At 38.5% G+C, this 16,291-nt stretch carries 13 protein-coding genes; all 13 read left to right on the forward strand.

The window, feature by feature from the left end:
• The first annotated feature begins 2 nt into the window (after nucleotides 1-2).
• Nucleotides 3-416: a hypothetical protein gene (locus HMPREF9707_RS02070; protein WP_006701058.1), complete on the forward strand. Its 414-nt coding sequence runs from the start codon at nucleotides 3-5 to the stop codon at nucleotides 414-416.
• Nucleotides 403-2,097: a peptidoglycan D,D-transpeptidase FtsI family protein gene (locus HMPREF9707_RS02075; protein ID WP_006701059.1), complete on the forward strand. Its 1,695-nt coding sequence runs from the start codon at nucleotides 403-405 to the stop codon at nucleotides 2,095-2,097. Before HMPREF9707_RS02070 ends, HMPREF9707_RS02075 begins: the two co-directional genes overlap by 14 nt.
• Nucleotides 2,098-2,118: 21 nt before the next feature.
• A complete protein-coding gene (locus HMPREF9707_RS02080) occupies nucleotides 2,119-3,630 on the forward strand; it encodes a UDP-N-acetylmuramoyl-L-alanyl-D-glutamate--2,6-diaminopimelate ligase (RefSeq protein WP_006701060.1) in 1,512 nt (503 codons plus the stop codon).
• 8 nt (nucleotides 3,631-3,638) lie between these two features.
• A complete protein-coding gene (gene mraY, locus HMPREF9707_RS02085; RefSeq protein WP_006701061.1) occupies nucleotides 3,639-4,592 on the forward strand; it encodes a phospho-N-acetylmuramoyl-pentapeptide-transferase in 954 nt (317 codons plus the stop codon).
• 17 nt (nucleotides 4,593-4,609) lie between these two features.
• Nucleotides 4,610-6,007: a UDP-N-acetylmuramoyl-L-alanine--D-glutamate ligase gene (murD, locus tag HMPREF9707_RS02090; protein ID WP_006701062.1), complete on the forward strand. Its 1,398-nt coding sequence runs from the start codon at nucleotides 4,610-4,612 to the stop codon at nucleotides 6,005-6,007.
• A gap of 3 nt (nucleotides 6,008-6,010) precedes the next feature.
• Nucleotides 6,011-7,132: an undecaprenyldiphospho-muramoylpentapeptide beta-N-acetylglucosaminyltransferase gene (gene murG / locus HMPREF9707_RS02095; RefSeq protein WP_006701063.1), complete on the forward strand. Its 1,122-nt coding sequence runs from the start codon at nucleotides 6,011-6,013 to the stop codon at nucleotides 7,130-7,132.
• A 32-nt stretch (nucleotides 7,133-7,164) separates the two neighbouring features.
• Nucleotides 7,165-8,253, forward strand: a complete 1,089-nt coding sequence (locus HMPREF9707_RS08430) for a cell division protein FtsQ/DivIB (protein ID WP_006701064.1) — start codon at nucleotides 7,165-7,167, stop codon at nucleotides 8,251-8,253.
• Between the two features lie 138 nt (nucleotides 8,254-8,391).
• Entirely contained in the window at nucleotides 8,392-9,969 is a 1,578-nt protein-coding gene (gene ftsA, locus HMPREF9707_RS02105) for a cell division protein FtsA (RefSeq protein ID WP_006701065.1), read from the forward strand.
• A gap of 32 nt (nucleotides 9,970-10,001) precedes the next feature.
• Nucleotides 10,002-11,297, forward strand: coding sequence for a cell division protein FtsZ (ftsZ, locus tag HMPREF9707_RS02110; protein WP_006701066.1), 1,296 nt, complete (start codon nucleotides 10,002-10,004; stop codon nucleotides 11,295-11,297).
• A 62-nt stretch (nucleotides 11,298-11,359) separates the two neighbouring features.
• Nucleotides 11,360-11,635, forward strand: a complete 276-nt coding sequence (locus tag HMPREF9707_RS02115; protein ID WP_006701067.1) for a YggT family protein — start codon at nucleotides 11,360-11,362, stop codon at nucleotides 11,633-11,635.
• Complete coding sequence (locus HMPREF9707_RS02120) at nucleotides 11,632-12,414, forward strand: YlmH family RNA-binding protein (protein WP_006701068.1); 783 nt, start codon at nucleotides 11,632-11,634, stop codon at nucleotides 12,412-12,414. The genes HMPREF9707_RS02115 and HMPREF9707_RS02120 overlap by 4 nt, the downstream gene beginning before the upstream one ends.
• Before the next feature lie 15 nt (nucleotides 12,415-12,429).
• Nucleotides 12,430-13,194 carry a DivIVA domain-containing protein gene (locus tag HMPREF9707_RS02125; protein ID WP_232217653.1) on the forward strand — a complete coding sequence of 255 codons (765 nt, stop codon included), beginning with the start codon at nucleotides 12,430-12,432 and terminating at the stop codon, nucleotides 13,192-13,194.
• 262 nt (nucleotides 13,195-13,456) lie between these two features.
• Nucleotides 13,457-16,240 carry an isoleucine--tRNA ligase gene (ileS, locus tag HMPREF9707_RS02130; protein WP_006701070.1) on the forward strand — a complete coding sequence of 928 codons (2,784 nt, stop codon included), beginning with the start codon at nucleotides 13,457-13,459 and terminating at the stop codon, nucleotides 16,238-16,240.
• Nucleotides 16,241-16,291 lie beyond the last annotated feature (51 nt).

The following is a 16,291-nucleotide window of genomic DNA, read 5'->3' on the forward strand; positions in this document are numbered from 1 at the left end:
AGGTGAAAGTCATGACTGCTGTAAAAAAATATTCGCATTATGAAACGCCAGAATATACGAATTCTGGGAGTTTAGCGAGAAAACCGATCCCAGCCAATGACGATTACACGATACCTTCATCAAGCGACGTCCTATCTTTGCAACGGCGCTGGTTGTATCTTATTTATACTTTAACAACTTTAATTTGTGGGGTGTTATTAGTCCTTGCGATGACCACCCAATTCGAAGTTCGTAAAATAAATCATGCGATTGAGCAAATTGAAGCTCGAAATGAAAAACAGATTTCTCAAATTAAACATTATCAAAGTTTAATGGTGGATCAATACAATTACGAAGCGATTAAAGCATCTGCCGAAAGCGAAGGAATGTCAATTAGTAGCGAACGAGTTAAGGAATTAGATTATGAGAATAGATAACAATACTTCAAATAAGTTTTTATTAAACCATATTTTTATCGTTGTTGTAATGGCACTTATCGTGATGGGACGCTTTGTGCAACTCGGGATATTTAAAAGTACAAATGGAATCGATTTAACGGAACTATCGATGTCATCTATAGTAGGAAGTAGTATCAATGATATACCTAGAGGAACGATTTATGATCAAAATGGGGTTCCTTTAGCCATTGATGCTACTTCCTATTCGCTTTTTGCAATTGTTGATAATGAGGGGTTATCAACCGTTAGTCGTCCGATAGAAACGGCAAACATGTTGAGTGAACATTTAAATATGAGTGCACAAGAGATTTATGATATTTTACAAACCGAAGATGTTGTTCAAGTAGAGTTTGGTCCTGCTGGAAAAAACATTTCACGAGAGTTGAAGGAATCAATCGAATCCGAAGGGTTTTCGGGACTAGGCTTTTATGAGAATCAGCAACGGAAATATATTAATAATTATTTTGCCTCACATCTTATTGGTTATTTATCCGAAGACGAGCAATATTTGTATAATGGTGAGGCTGTCCGAACTCGAGTCGGTAAAAGTGGTGTAGAAGCTGCTTTTAATGATCAATTGAGCGGTATTGATGATTTTTATTTGATGCAGACTCATGAAAAGCTATTGCGCGGACGCGATGTCTATTTAACAATTAATAGTCAGTTACAAAATCACCTTGAGCAACTGTTAACGACGGCTTACGAAAAATATGAACCCGAACTGATAAGTGGTTATCTTGTCGAGTTGGGAACAGGCAAATTACTTTCTGCTGGACAGCGCCCTTCTTACAATTTAAATACGTTAGAAGGCATTGACCAAGACTGGGAAGGACAATTTGTGAGTGAAGCTTATGAGCCAGGTTCTACTTTGAAAATTTTGACACAAAGTATCGCCTATGACCGAAATATTTATCAACCTAACGAGCTTGTTATGACTGGATCAATCGAGATTGAAGATACCGTCGTCAAAGACTATAATTTATATGGTTGGGGAGAAATTCCATTCGATGAGGCGCTCGCGCGCTCAAGTAACGTATCTATGGTGGAATTGGTCCGCCGAATGGGATTGGAAAGCTGGGAGCAAACTTTAGAAGAATTAGGCTTTGGACAATCAACACATTCAGATTTGCCAGGTGAAAATACTGGCTTTATCGATTTTGATAATCCAGTTTCTGTCTATATGTCAGGCTTTGGACAAGCAATATCTGCCACTCCGATTCAATTGATGCAAGCTTATTCAATGATCGGTAACCAAGGAGATATTATAAAAATTCAATATGCCTATGGCAGCGACACGTCGGATTATGAAACGCAGAAAATAAAAACAATGATCCGCCCAGAATCCGCGCAGCATATCTTGGATATTTTAATGGACGCTGTAGAACAACCGTATGGTACGGCACAAGATTTTAAAATGCCGAATGTACGTATCGCGGCTAAAACTGGGACCGCTCAAATTGCTAATCCTACGGGAGCAGGCTATTTGGCGGGGCCTAATGATTACTATTTTTCGGTCGTATCATTTTTCCCGGCAGAACAACCAGAATATATGCTTTATTTGACCTTGAAGCGTCCCGAGAATAATCAAGGACGTATGGGAAGTCAGATTTTAGCCGAGGTCTTTAAACCGTTCGTAGATTATGTGTTATTAAATAACTAAGACAGATAAGGAGACTTGATAGTGAATCAAACGGAATTATTAAAGCCACTTTATAACTATACTATATTAAAAGATATTGCTTTAGATGAATCGGTGACATCATTAACGAATGATTCCCGAAAAATAACACCAGGGTGTGGTTTTATTGCGATTCAAGGAGAACAATTTGATGGTCATCGAGTTCTAGCAGAAGTGATTGAAGCAGGCGCACGGTTGATAATTGTTGAAAAGAAACCTAAAAATATTGAGAGCTTAAATGCGACCATCGTTCATGTTCCATCAACGGTAAAGGCTCAGGCAATTTTGGGGAATCAATTTTATCAAGAACCTTCAAAGAAAATGGATGTGGTGGCAGTTACCGGAACCAACGGTAAAACGACCATTACGCATATGATTAATTTTATGCTTGAGCGAATAGGACATCGGACGGGATTAATTGGGACGGTGCAATATAAGATTGATCAGCAAATTTTACCAGCGATTAATACGACACCCGACTCATTAAGTTTACAACAGATGTATCATCAAATGGTTGAAGCATCATGTCAAGATGTTTTACTCGAAGCTTCTTCTCACGCATTAATGTTAGGACGTTTATGGTATACATCGGTTAATTGTGCTATTTTTACGAATTTAACACGTGAGCATTTAGATTTCCATAAAACAATGGATGGCTATGCTCAAGCGAAAAGTCTTCTATTTAGTCAATTAGGTCAACAATTTAATGTTGGTAGAGCGCCTCTGGCAATTATTAATCAAGATGATGGTGCGGGTGAACTGATGAGCGCTGTAACTTCAGCGGATATTGTAACGTATAGCTTGCAAGATAAGGGTGCAACAGCTTATGCGCACTCGATTACTTCTTCATCGGGACGCACAGATTTTGTGATGGAATTCCAAGGAGAAAGTTACGAAGTGATGATTCCAGTGCGAGGGAGCTATAATGTTTCAAACTTTTTAGCGAGTTGTTTATGCTTAGTGTATTATTATGATTATGATGTCACTAAAGTGATTGAAATGATGCAACACTTTGAAGGGGTCTCTGGTCGAATGCAATCCATTCAAGAGGGCCAACCTTATGAGGTGATTGTTGATTTTGCCCATACGACCGATGCTTTGGAACGTGTGCTTAGTGAATTAGTAGCACATAAATCGGATAATCAACGTCTTATTACGTTGATGGGTCACAGTGGAGGGAATCGTGACAGTGAAGCTCGGCCTGAATTGGGTAATATACTATTTAAGTATAGTGATCTTGTTATTTTAACAGCTGATAACCCGCGTTATGAAGATGTGACGAAAATTTGTCAGGAGATGATTGGCTCTCACAATGATAAAGCCTATCATATTGTAGTTGATAGAAAAGAAGCCATTCAATTCGCTGTGGATCAAGCCCAAACGAATGATATCTTAGTATTTCTAGGTAAGGGTGGAGAACCATATCAAGTAATTGAAAACCAGTATTTACCATATGATGAAGCGAGTGTAGTCCGGCAAACTATTCAAGATAAATTATCGAAAAGTGAGGGGTAGACATAACGATGAAAGATTTAATACCAGTAATTTCAAGTGCCTTTTTAAGCCTTATTTTTGTTCCATTTTTTATTAAGTTATTTATGAATAAAAAAATTGGCCAAGTGACTCGAGAAGAGGGGCCAAGTTGGCATGAAGTAAAAACAGGAACACCTACAATGGGAGGGACCGTTTTTATTCTAGTTTCTCTAGTTTTATCACTCATCTTTGCTGTACTATCACGATATTTTGACGGTTCTTTTTGGATGGTATGGTTAGCACTCTTGTTATTTGGTGGTATCGGTTTTATCGATGATTTTATTGCTGTTTTCCATCAAAAAAATGAAGGCCTGACCGCACGTCAGAAATTTTTAGCTCAAATTGCCTTCTCGGGGATTATTGCTTTAATCGGTTGGCTAACACAGCAATTAATAACGATTCCTCTATTTGCTTTTAATATCCAAAATTACTTTTTAATTACAATTTTTATGTTTGTTTGGATTACAGGTTTTTCAAATGCGGTTAATTTAACAGATGGCTTAGATGGTTTAGCTACCGGATTGAATATTATTGCCTATCTCACCTATTATTTCATTGCGAAATCGCATGGCTATTTTGATATTGCTTTAATTTGCTTGATTGTGGTAGGGGCTTTAAGTGGATTTTTAATTTACAATGTTAAACCAGCGAAGATTTTTATGGGGGATGTGGGATCTCTGGCGCTAGGCGCGGGACTCGCAGTTATCTCGATTGTTTTAAATAAACCTTGGAGCCTATTATTAATCGGTCTTGTCTTTGTACTTGAGACGTTAAGTGTGATTATTCAAGTAATTTCATTTAAAACTACCGGTAAACGGGTCTTTAAAATGAGCCCAATCCACCATCATTTTGAAATGTCAGGGTGGAGCGAATTGAAAGTGGTATACGTATTTTGGAGTGTTGGTGCGATTTGTGCGATTATCTCATTGATTCTTTTTACATAAAAAAGGGAGTAGACGGAATGAACCAGGAATTGTTTGATCAAAAAAACATATTAATTATCGGTTATGCGATGACAGGGCAATCTGTGGCAGAATTTCTTGTTCGAAAAGGGGCCAATGTCACGGTCAATGACCGAGGAAATTTAAATGAAGACGAATCGGTCGATGCTTTAATTCGACAAGGTGCTAAGTTCGTGACTGGCGGTCACCCGCTGTCGTTATTGGAACAACCGTGGGACTATATTATAAAGAATCCTGGCATTCCTTATTCAATTGATATTATACAAGCCGCTAAGCAACAAAATATTCCAATCTATACTGATGTAGAAATTGCGAGTTGGATCGCATCAGGCGATATTATTGGTATTACCGGGAGTAATGGTAAGACGACAACGACCCAATTGATTTACAATTTGTTGAAAGCAAGTGACCAATTTGAAACCTACTTATCAGGTAACATTGGCATTCCGGTGCTATCACAAGTTGATAATCTTAACCCAAAAAATCAATTGGTAATGGAGTTATCGAGTTTTCAATTAGAGGGAACGCAAAAATTCCACCCACACATTGCGATTATTTGTAATATTTATGAAGCACATCTAGATTACCATCAAACGCATGATAATTATATTCAAGCAAAATTAAAAATTACCCAAAACCAAACGGAGAATGACTATTTAATTTATCGTTATGACCAAGGTGAATTAACTCAGTTAATTAAAGAAAGTGGAACTCAAGCAATCCTTATTCCTTTTAGTGTCCAATGTATTGATGATGTCGTTCGAAAAACGGGAGTTTATTTTGAGAATGAGGCGATTTATTATCAAGGTGAATTTGTGATGTCTACTCAACATATCCAATTACCTGGACAACATAACTTGGAAAATATTTTAGCTGCTATTGCGGTTGCAAAATTAAAAAAACTTGATTCAAAAATCATTGCAGATGTTATCAATCAGTATACAGGGGTTGCACATCGAATTCAGGTCATCGAGCGAGTAAAAGGCCGCACATTTGTGAATGATTCTAAAGCAACAAATATTATAGCAACAATTACGGCATTAAAGAGCTTTAAAGAACCCATTCGCTATATAGGTGGCGGATTAGATCGCGGTAATGGATTTGATGAATTAATACCATATATTGGGCAAATTCAAGGTGCATATCTCTATGGAGAGACGAAGCATAAGATGAAAGAGACCTTTGATAAACTTCCAGGGGTTAAAGTGCACTTGTTTGACAACCTTGAACAAGCAACAGAACAAGCCTACTATGATGCGCAAGCGGGAGAGGTTATTTTACTGTCACCGTGCTGTGCGAGTTGGGATCAATTCGATCATTTTGAACAAAGAGGGGATTGCTTTGTAAAAACAGTCAAGGCTTTACTAAAGCAACAGCCTTATAAAAAGGAGAATTAATTTATGACAATAAAACGCATTGTACTAAGTGGCGGTGGAACAGGAGGACACGTCTATCCAGGTCTATCTGTTTATCAAGAACTTAAACGACGTTACCCAGATTTAGAATGCCTTTTTATAGGAACAGCAAAAGGACTTGAGGCTGAAATTTTAAAACAACATCCAGATATTCAATTTAAAACGATTGAGATTTCTGGGTTTAAACGTAAATTAACATTGAGCAACTTTAAGGTTATTTTCCAAATGCTCAACAGTACGCATAAAGCTAAAAAAATGATTCGCGACTTTAATCCCGACGTTGTGATTGGAACTGGAGGATTTGTTTGTGGACCTGTACTCTGGGCAGCCACTCAGCTGAAGGTCCCAACCTTAATTCATGAACAAAATAGTGTTGCGGGTGTGACAAATAAATTTTTAGCGAGTAAAGTTGATAAAATCGCGACTTCTTTTAAAGAAGTACACCGAGATTTTGCTCAGCATCCACAAAAATTAGTCTATACTGGAAATCCACGAGGACAAGAGGTATTGGATAAAGTTAGTGAAATAGATCGTTTAACCTCACAATTTGGGTTGAACCCGGATTTGGGCACGGTCTTAATCTTTGGTGGAAGTCGGGGTGCACCCGCAATTAATCAAGCAGCAATCGAATCAGTAGAAGCTTTTGCTTCTGCACCATATCAAGTCATTATTGGGACTGGGAAAGTCCATTATGATGAATGGATCCAATATTTAGCTGAGCGTAAGGTGACGGTGCCAGCGAATGTTAAAATTATAAACTATATCGACCAAATGCCGAGCTTGATGAATCAAATTGACTTGATTGTATCACGAAGTGGCGCAACAACTTTAGCGGAGATTACTGCTTTGGGTCTACCGAGTATCTTAATTCCAAGTCCTTATGTAACAAATAATCATCAAGTAAAAAATGCTTTAGCATTAGTCAATCAGCAAGCCGCCGTAATGATTGAGGAAAAAGATTTAACGGCTCAAACACTTAAGGAGCAAATTGATGAATTAATGGCTTCACCAAGTCAGCTCAAACAAATGTCTGAAAAAGCCAAAAACTTGGGGAAACCAGATGCGATTGATGCACTAGTAGTTGAAATTGAAAAATTAGTTAAGTAGAATGATGCGAAAGTATGAGAGGAGGTATAGAGATGAGGTACGATTCAAAAGAACGATTTAATTTTAATACGTCCAATAATCAAGGGAATCACTCTATTTATGGCCATCGTACCTCATTGAATACCTCTGGCCCTTCGCAAAACAAGGTAATTTCAATGCGACACCCTGCACGCAGACAAGAATGGGATATGCGTGTTCAACAGCCTCGAGAACGAAATTTTAATCCTTATGAGCGCACGCATTATCATTTCGATGATTTTCAACCTTGGCGCAATGAAGCATCATTGCAAGGTTTTAGGTCAACATCGTTTAACTCTCGAAAAAAGACCCCACATTCACACGTACAACGTATTTCTAAAGTTGAAAAGTTAAAGCGTTGGTTCGACTCAGAATTAGAACGAGGACGACATGACCCCTATCCAAAAGGAATCGTAAAAGCAGGTGCAGTCTACTTATTTTTATTAATCATGGTTATGGTAAATGGTATTAAAATAAACCCTTATCAATTTGTTAACCAAGTCACGGTTTCGGGTAATGAATTAGTTGTTGATGCATTAATTCAACAATCGTCACGAATTGAACCTTTTGATCGGGTGAAAGAAGTATTCCGTCAACGTGAAGCGATTGAACGGGTAATTGTTTCGGAAAATCCAATGGTTGAATCCGTCACGTTTGGACGTCCTAATGGATCGGCATTAAATATAAAAGTAAGTGAACATCGTTTCGTAGGGTTAACAGAGATTAATTCTAATTTCTATCCAGTGAGTTCGAGTGGCGAGGTAATCAGCACAGAAAGACCGGAACTGGATTTAGCCGTTGCTGCTGATAAGTTACCGATACTTGAGGGATTTAATAATACTGGTGAATTACGAACAATTGCTGAGAGTTTAGAACAAATACCGCCAGAAATTTTAGCGCAAATGCAAAATATTCGTGCATCCACGGATATTAATAAACCTCAGGGGATTGAAGTTCAAATGAAAGATGGCAATATCATTATGGCTATTGCTTCAACGTTTGCTCAAAAAGTACAACATTACCCCAAAATTTTAAATCAATTGGAAGGTCGTACGGGAATTATTAATTTAGAAGTGGGCGCTTATTTTACACCGTTCGAATAAAACCAATTAACACTAAAGTTCCATTAATAAAGATAACTATTATTAGATTTCTATGTCGATAATGGTTTCTTCTTCTAATGGAATGTTGATTATGCTAAGATATATAAGAATATGAACTAGATTAAGGAGGCTCCCTCGATGCGACAACATGAGACTTTTGTGAGCTTAGATATCGGGACAACTTCAATTAAAGTAGTTGTAGCGGAATATATTAATGGATCTGTTAACATCATTGGTGTCGGCAATGAAAAATCTCGCGGGTTAAGCCGAGGTGTTATTGTTGATATAGATGAAACTGTCTATTCCATTCAAAGGGCAGTAGATCAAGCATCACGCAAAGCGAATTATCAAATTCGTTCAGTGATTGTAGGTGTACCAAGTAACCAAATTATGATTGAAGAATGTCATGGAATGGTTGCAGTGGCTAGCGAAAACCGTGAAATCACCAATCGTGATGTGGATAATGTTATTTCAGCAGCAAAGGTACGTTCAGTACCGCCTGAGCGCGATATTATTTCAATTATTCCAGAAGAATTTATTGTGGATGGCTTTAATGGAATTAAAGACCCAAGAGGTATGCTCGGTGTCCGATTAGAATTATATGCTCGACTTGTAACAGGACCCCGCACAATTATTCATAATATTAAACGCTGTGTGCAAAAAGCAGGACTTGAGATTGCAGAATTAGTAGTTCAACCCCAAGCCATTGCATCCGTTGCCTTATCACGCGATGAACGTGAGTTTGGTACGGTAATTATTGATATGGGTGGTGGACAGACCACTGCATCGATTATTCATGATAACCAATTGAAGTACACAATGGTAGATCAAGAGGGTGGGGATTTCGTTACCAAAGATATCTCAATTATTTTAAACACCTCAATTGAAAGTGCTGAACGCATTAAACGTGAATATGGCTATGCGGTCAGTGCTGACACCTCAGATCAAGAGTATTTTCCTGTTGAAACGGTTGGAAAGAAAGAGCCGGTACGTGTCGATGAACATTTCTTAGCTGAAATTATTGAAGCACGTATGGTTCAAATTTTCGAAACGCTACATGACGAACTTCAACGCGTAGATGGCTTAGATTTGCCAGGAGGGTTTGTAATGACCGGTGGTGGTGTAAGTCTACCTGGTGTCGTTGAATTAGCGAAACGCTACTTCGGCAATCAAATTCGCGTCTTTATTCCTGATGAGATGGGAATGCGTAATCCAATTTATGCAACGAGCCTAGGGTTGATTAATTACGTAGCTCAACTTGATGATATTCATCGAATCGCTCAAGGAACTTATTCAAATCTTGCATACTCAAACCAAGAGATGCACCCACCTTATGCGCAAAGTAGACAAATGGAAGGGCCTGTAGGGCGTTCGACACCAGCGGCATCTTCCCAACAGTCTCACGCTCAAACATGGCGTGATGATGATTATTTCTCTGCGGAATCTGAATATGAACAACGAAACTCAGCTGAGGATAACCGTTCGCAATTGACAAATCGTTTCCCTAATTTATTTGGTCAACGAGAAAAGAATCAAGTTAGAGATGAGCAGTACCCATATCAAGATTATAATGCTTATCCGTCATCTTCAGTAAGAGGTCCGGTGGAAGAATCAAATGATTATCGAGATAACTACTACCGAGAAGAATCCTACCCGAAAGATGAAAATAATTTTATGGCACGAATTCGTAATTATTTCAATACATTTTTTGATTAATAAGTTAAGTAACTACATAGGAGGTTATTGAGATGGAATTATCGTTCGATACAACATTAAATCACGATGGCGCAAATATTAAAGTAATTGGTGTCGGTGGAGCAGGCGGCAATGCGGTTAACCGTATGATTGAAGAACACGTCCAAGGTGTCGAGTTTATTGTAGCGAATACCGATACACAAGCATTAAATTTATCCAATGCGGATACTAAAATTCAATTAGGTCAAAAAATTACAAAAGGACTGGGTGCAGGTGCGCTACCAGAAATCGGTCTGAAAGCGGCTGAAGAAAGTGAAGAGCAAATTCGCAAATCACTTGAAGGCGCAGACTTAGTCTTTGTTACAGCAGGAATGGGTGGTGGTACTGGGACAGGTGCCGCACCCGTTGTAGCGAAAATTGCTAAAGAATTAGGCGCATTGACGGTCGGAGTTGTTACACGTCCATTCACATTTGAAGGACCAAAACGTGGTCGTGCAGCTGCAGAAGGTCTTAAGAACTTAAAAGAGAATGTTGATACACTGGTGACTATCTCCAATAATCGTTTGTTAGAGATTGTTGATCGCAAGACCCCAATGCTTGAAGCATTCCGTGAAGCAGATAACGTGCTGCGTCAAGGTGTACAAGGAATCTCTGATTTAATTACTTCACCAGGTTACGTTAACTTAGACTTCGCTGACGTCAAAACTGTTATGAAAGATCAAGGCACCGCATTAATGGGAATTGGTCAAGCTTCTGGTGAAAATCGTACAGCTGAAGCAACAAAGAAAGCTATTTCTTCTCCATTATTAGAAGTATCAATCGATGGAGCAGAGCAAATTCTATTAAATATTACGGGCGGCGCAGACTTAAGTCTATATGAGGCACAGGATGCAAGTGAAATTGTTGCAAATGCGTCAAGTAGTGATGTAAACATTATCTTTGGTACGTCAATTAACGAAGAACTCGGAGATGAAGTTGTTGTCACAGTCATCGCAACGGGTATTGAGCATGAAAAGTCTGATACGAGTCATTCTATAAAACAGCCTCGTAGATCATTTGGTTCAAAAGAAGCAACAGGCCAACCTCAACGCACAAGTGAAGCAGGACAACGTGAATCTAATGCGAATACTAATTATACTCGTGAAAAACGTCCCGAACGTGATTTATTCAGCGACTGGGAAATTAACCGAGAGCAAAGTACACGAGATATTAGTGATATTGAAGCTGAAGCACCAACAGAGCGCCAGTTTGAATCTACTCCATCTCATGTAAACCAACAACCGAGCGAAGTGAATGATTCCGAAGAATTAGATACTCCGCCATTTTTCAGAAAACGTCACCGTAATTAATTTAACTTAGCGAGGAAGCATTCGCTTCCTCCTCATTTTATATGGAATGAAAGGAGTTACGAATGAAACTAGTGATCATAATTAATTATTTGTTTAGAGCGTACTCCATGGTTTTAGTTTTATATGCGTTATTATCATGGTTACCTGGAGCGAGAGAGAGTAGTTTAGGGAAGTTAATATCGAAGTTAGCTGAACCTTATATCGGGATATTCGATCGTTATATTCCATCAATTGGTGGCATTAGTTTTAACGTAATTATTGCCTTGTTCGTTTTAAATTTAGTTCAACGCGGCTTTATCACGTTGGTCTTTAACTTGGTGAGTCGGTCGATTCGATGAACGAACAAGTCTATCAACATTACCGGCCGGAAGAAGCCGAATTTATTGATTTGGTCTACGATGGGTTACACAGAGTAGATAACCATTATGTTCCTGTCTTGTTACATTTTTTAACACCACGCGAGCAAATGATTGCGCAACAAATTGTTGAAGAGTATGGCGATTTTAAAATTGCCTTTTACGGTGGAATTCATGCGACGGAACGGCGTCGAGGTCTTATTTATCCAGATTATTATCAACCAACCGATGTTGATTACGGTTTGACACTTTTACAGTTACATTATCCTGTGAAGTTTGCAGATATTTCTCACGGAAAAATATTGGGAACATTGATGTCTCAAGGAGTTGATCGCAACCGTATTGGAGATATTATAAGTGATGGTGAGCAATGGCAAGTCGTTGTTGAACATGAAATAAGCACGTATTTAATCCATTCAATTGATAAAATTAGCAATGTAGGAGTTCGATTGGAAGAGATGCCTGCTGAATTAATGTTGATATCCCAAGAAGAATGGGAAACGGAGTCCATTGTTGTGAGCTCGATGCGCCTTGACACTTTAATTAGCAATGTCTATAATTTTTCTAGACAGCGTGCAAAAGATTTGATTCAACAAGGAAATATAAAAGTTAACTTTACGTTGACGGAACGACCAGATATTGAAGTCAGTGAACAAGATATTATCTCAGTACGTAAATTTGGCCGTTTCTGGATTGAGAGTATTAATGGAAGAACAAAAAAGGATAATGTCCATTTAACGGTTAATGTATTGAAACGATAATTAGAAGGACTTAGTTTGAATAGAAAGGGAGATAGTATGGCGATTACACCGAATGAAATCTTAACTAAAGAATTTGATTCACGTTTTAGAGGATATGATGCGAATCAAGTTAATGATTTCTTAGATATGATTGTGGCAGATTACGATCAACTGATAGTAGAGAGTGAGCGATTAAAGGAACAATTAGCACAAGCGCATGAGAAAAATGCTTACTTCGCTCAATTACAAGAATCATTAAATAGTTCTATTTTAGTAGCTCAAGAAGCTGCTGAAAGATTAAAACAAAATGCACGTAAAGAAGCAGAATTAATTCTTTTTGAAGCAGAGCGTGAAGCAGATTTAATTATTGATCGCGCTTCGACTACGGCAAAAGATATTGTCAAAGAATCAGATGTATTACGCCGCTCAAGTAAAAGCTATCGAGCTAAGTTAGAACAAATCATCCGTGAACAATTAGCAGAAGTAACAAGCTCAGAATACCACCGTCTATTTGATGAAGAATTAGACACCACTTATGACGATGAGCATCTGAAAGAAGCAAATCAACGTGCAATCGATCGTGTTGATTATTTGGAACAACAAGACCCTGAAGGGTTCAACCAAATCAATGAAATTGCTGAACAAATTAAAGAAGATCAGCAAACTGAACTTTATAATTTTGAAGATGTAGCAGTAGATCCAGCGCAGGAAGTGGCTACGAAATTGCAAGAAGAATATTCACAAGAACACGACGATGAGGATTTACTCGGCGAAACAATTCAAATCAATCCCAAAAATTAAATAATATAAATTATGATGATGAAGGACCAGTGCCTCCTAGGATACTCCAAGCGAATTGAGATGGGTGCGAGCTCAATAGTTACTCGTAGGGGTCATATCACCTTTATTTAAACACTTCTAAGTGAAGTCGCTCTAACGAGCGTTATCAAAGATGAGTGAATAGAATGGTTAATTCTATTAATTTTGGGTGGTACCACGCCGACTGCGTCCCGATTTTTCGGGGCGTTTTTTTATTTTTCAGGATGATTTAAAGGAGAAGAGTATGAAAGTAAAAGACACATTACATTTAGGTCAAACAAAATTTGATATGCGAGCTAATTTACCGCAAAAAGAAGTCGCTTTGCAAGAAGAATGGGAAAAAGAATCAATCTATCAAAAAATCCAACAAAAAAATGAAGGGAAACCTACCTTTATTCTTCATGATGGTCCTCCATATGCGAATGGCCAGTTACATATGGGGCACGCGTTAAATAAAATTTCTAAAGATTTTATTGTGCGCTATTATTCGATGAATGGTCATCGTGCACCGTACGTGCCAGGTTGGGATACACATGGATTGCCAATCGAACAAGCGCTAGTTAATTCTGATAAAGTAGATCGTAAAAGCTTATCGACGGCAGAATTTAGAAAACTATGTGAAGCCTATGCTTTAAAACAAGTTGAAAATCAAAAAGCAGACTTTAAACGTCTCGGAGTCACAGGAGATTGGGACCATCCTTATTTAACGCTTACGCCAGAGTATGAAGCGCAACAACTACGTGTTTTCGGTAAGATGGCAGAGCGTGGGTATATTTATAAGGGATTAAAGCCGATTTATTGGTCGCCATCGAGTGAATCTTCGCTCGCAGAAGCTGAAATTGAGTATAAAGATGTGAAGTCTCCATCAATCTACGTTGCATTTCCAGTTCGATCTGGTTCTGGTGTTGTACCTGATCATGCAGAATTTGTTATTTGGACGACGACACCATGGACATTACCTGCTAACTTAGGAATCTCTGTTTTGGGTGAAGCAACCTATGTCGCAGTTGAAGTAGGCACGAGAATATTTATTGTTGCTAAAGATTTATTAGAAACCATTGCAAATGAAATTGGTTGGGAAAATTACCAAGTTGTCAAAGAGTACCAAGGAGCAGAATTTGATCGCCTTAAAGTAAAACATCCATTCTACGACCGGGATTCATTAGTTATGGTTGGAGATCATGTTACCTTAGAATCTGGGACTGGCTTAGTTCATACCGCACCAGGGCATGGGGAAGACGACTTTATTATTGGACAACGTTATGGCTTGGAAGTATTAAGTCCAGTTGATAATCGTGGCCATTTTACCGATGAAGCACCAGGTTTTGAAGGAATGTTCTACTTAAAAGGCCAAAAAGAAGTCTTAAAAATCATTGAAGAAAATGGCACTTTACTTTATTTAAGTGAAATTGAACATAGCTACCCACATGATTGGCGTACGAAGCAACCGGTTATTTTCCGTGCGACACCACAATGGTTTGCTTCAATTGATAAATTCCGTGATCAGTTACTCGATGCAGTTGAAAATGAGGTAACGTGGTATCACCCATCAGGTCTTCGCCGTATTTATAATATGATTCGTGATCGTGGGGACTGGGTTATTTCAAGACAACGCGTTTGGGGTGTGCCACTACCAATTTTCTATGGTGAAGATGGCGAGCCAATTATTGATCGACAAGTGATTGATCATGTGGCGGACCTCGTTGAAGAGCATGGCACAAATATTTGGTTCGAATGGGAACCAAAGGATTTATTACCAGAAGGCTACCAACATCCATCAAGCCCGAACGGCCAATTTACTAAAGAATTAGATATTATGGATGTGTGGTTCGATTCTGGTAGTTCTTGGTCGGGTGTGTTAGAGACGCGCGAAGAATTAAGCTATCCAGCGGACCTATATCTTGAAGGGTCTGACCAATATCGTGGTTGGTTTAACTCAAGCTTTACGACTTCCGTTGCAACGCGCGATATGCCTCCTTACAAGGCGGTCTTATCTCAAGGCTTTGTGATGGATGGTAAAGGACAAAAAATGAGTAAGTCGATCGGTAATGTGATTACGCCAGAAGAAATTACGCAAGATCTTGGAGCGGATATTATCCGTCTTTGGGTTTCAAGTGTTGACTATGAAAATGATGTACGAATTTCGCGTGACATATTAAATCAAGTTGCTGAGGCTTATCGTAAAATTCGTAACACTTTCCGCTTTATCTTATCGAATATTGAAGCTGATTTTGACCCAGCGGTTGATTGTGTTCAAGAAGAGGAGATGGAACCGGTCGATCGCTATATGATGAGTCAATATCGCCTATTGGTTCACGACATGCATGAAGCCTATACGCATTATGAATTTAACCGAGTTTATAAACGATTAATTAATTTCGTGACAGTCGATCTATCGGCTTTCTATTCCGATATTGCGAAAGATATTGTCTATATTGAACAAATGAATAATCGTAAGCGTCGCAGTATTCAAACCGTCTTTTATGAAATATTATCTGGTTTAACTCGCATGCTAACACCGATTTTACTGCATACCATGGAAGAAATTTGGCAATTTATTCCAGGAGCAGAGAATTATATTCAACTTCAAGAGATGCCACATTTTGTTAATGTTGATGCAGATCAAGAGCTTGTTGATCAATGGGAAACATTCTTCAAAGTTAAAGAAGGTGTCGATAAAGCGAAAGAATTAGCGAAAGACGATGAGCATGCACCAGTTAAAAAAGGTTTTGAAGCGAAAGTTACCTTGTATTGTGATACAGATCTAGCCCAAGCATTAGCACAGTATAGTGAGCACTTAGATCAATTATTGATTGTGTCAGAATTGGATATTCAGCCATTCAGTGAACGTGATACATCCGCAGTTGATTTTGATGATTTTGCAGTGAAAGTTGAACCTGCGAAAGGCCATATTTGCGATCGCTGCCGTGCGGTACGTCCTGAAGTAGGAACAATTGAAGCAGCACCTGAATTCTGTCAACGCTGCTACGATATCGTTAAAGAAGAAACGCCAGAGTTTTTCCAATAAAATATTCAATAAAAACGCCAGTCATTTTAATGTGACTGGCGTTGATTATTT

Origin of the sequence: Falseniella ignava CCUG 37419 (assembly GCF_000301055.1) — a bacterium.
Taxonomy (GTDB): Bacteria; Bacillota; Bacilli; order Lactobacillales; family Aerococcaceae; genus Falseniella; species Falseniella ignava.

What these genes read in the sequence shown, in the direction of transcription:
- HMPREF9707_RS02075 (WP_006701059.1), top strand. Translation starts at nt 403, where the DNA reads ATGAGAATAGATAACAATACTTCAAATAAGTTTTTATTAAACCATATT.
- mraY (WP_006701061.1), top strand. Translation starts at nt 3,639, where the DNA reads ATGAAAGATTTAATACCAGTAATTTCAAGTGCCTTTTTAAGCCTTATT.
- murD (WP_006701062.1), top strand. Translation starts at nt 4,610, where the DNA reads ATGAACCAGGAATTGTTTGATCAAAAAAACATATTAATTATCGGTTAT.
- murG (WP_006701063.1), top strand. Translation starts at nt 6,011, where the DNA reads ATGACAATAAAACGCATTGTACTAAGTGGCGGTGGAACAGGAGGACAC.
- HMPREF9707_RS08430 (WP_006701064.1), top strand. Translation starts at nt 7,165, where the DNA reads ATGAGGTACGATTCAAAAGAACGATTTAATTTTAATACGTCCAATAAT.
- ftsA (WP_006701065.1), top strand. Translation starts at nt 8,392, where the DNA reads ATGCGACAACATGAGACTTTTGTGAGCTTAGATATCGGGACAACTTCA.
- ftsZ (WP_006701066.1), top strand. Translation starts at nt 10,002, where the DNA reads ATGGAATTATCGTTCGATACAACATTAAATCACGATGGCGCAAATATT.
- HMPREF9707_RS02115 (WP_006701067.1), top strand. Translation starts at nt 11,360, where the DNA reads ATGAAACTAGTGATCATAATTAATTATTTGTTTAGAGCGTACTCCATG.
- HMPREF9707_RS02120 (WP_006701068.1), top strand. Translation starts at nt 11,632, where the DNA reads ATGAACGAACAAGTCTATCAACATTACCGGCCGGAAGAAGCCGAATTT.
- ileS (WP_006701070.1), top strand. Translation starts at nt 13,457, where the DNA reads ATGAAAGTAAAAGACACATTACATTTAGGTCAAACAAAATTTGATATG.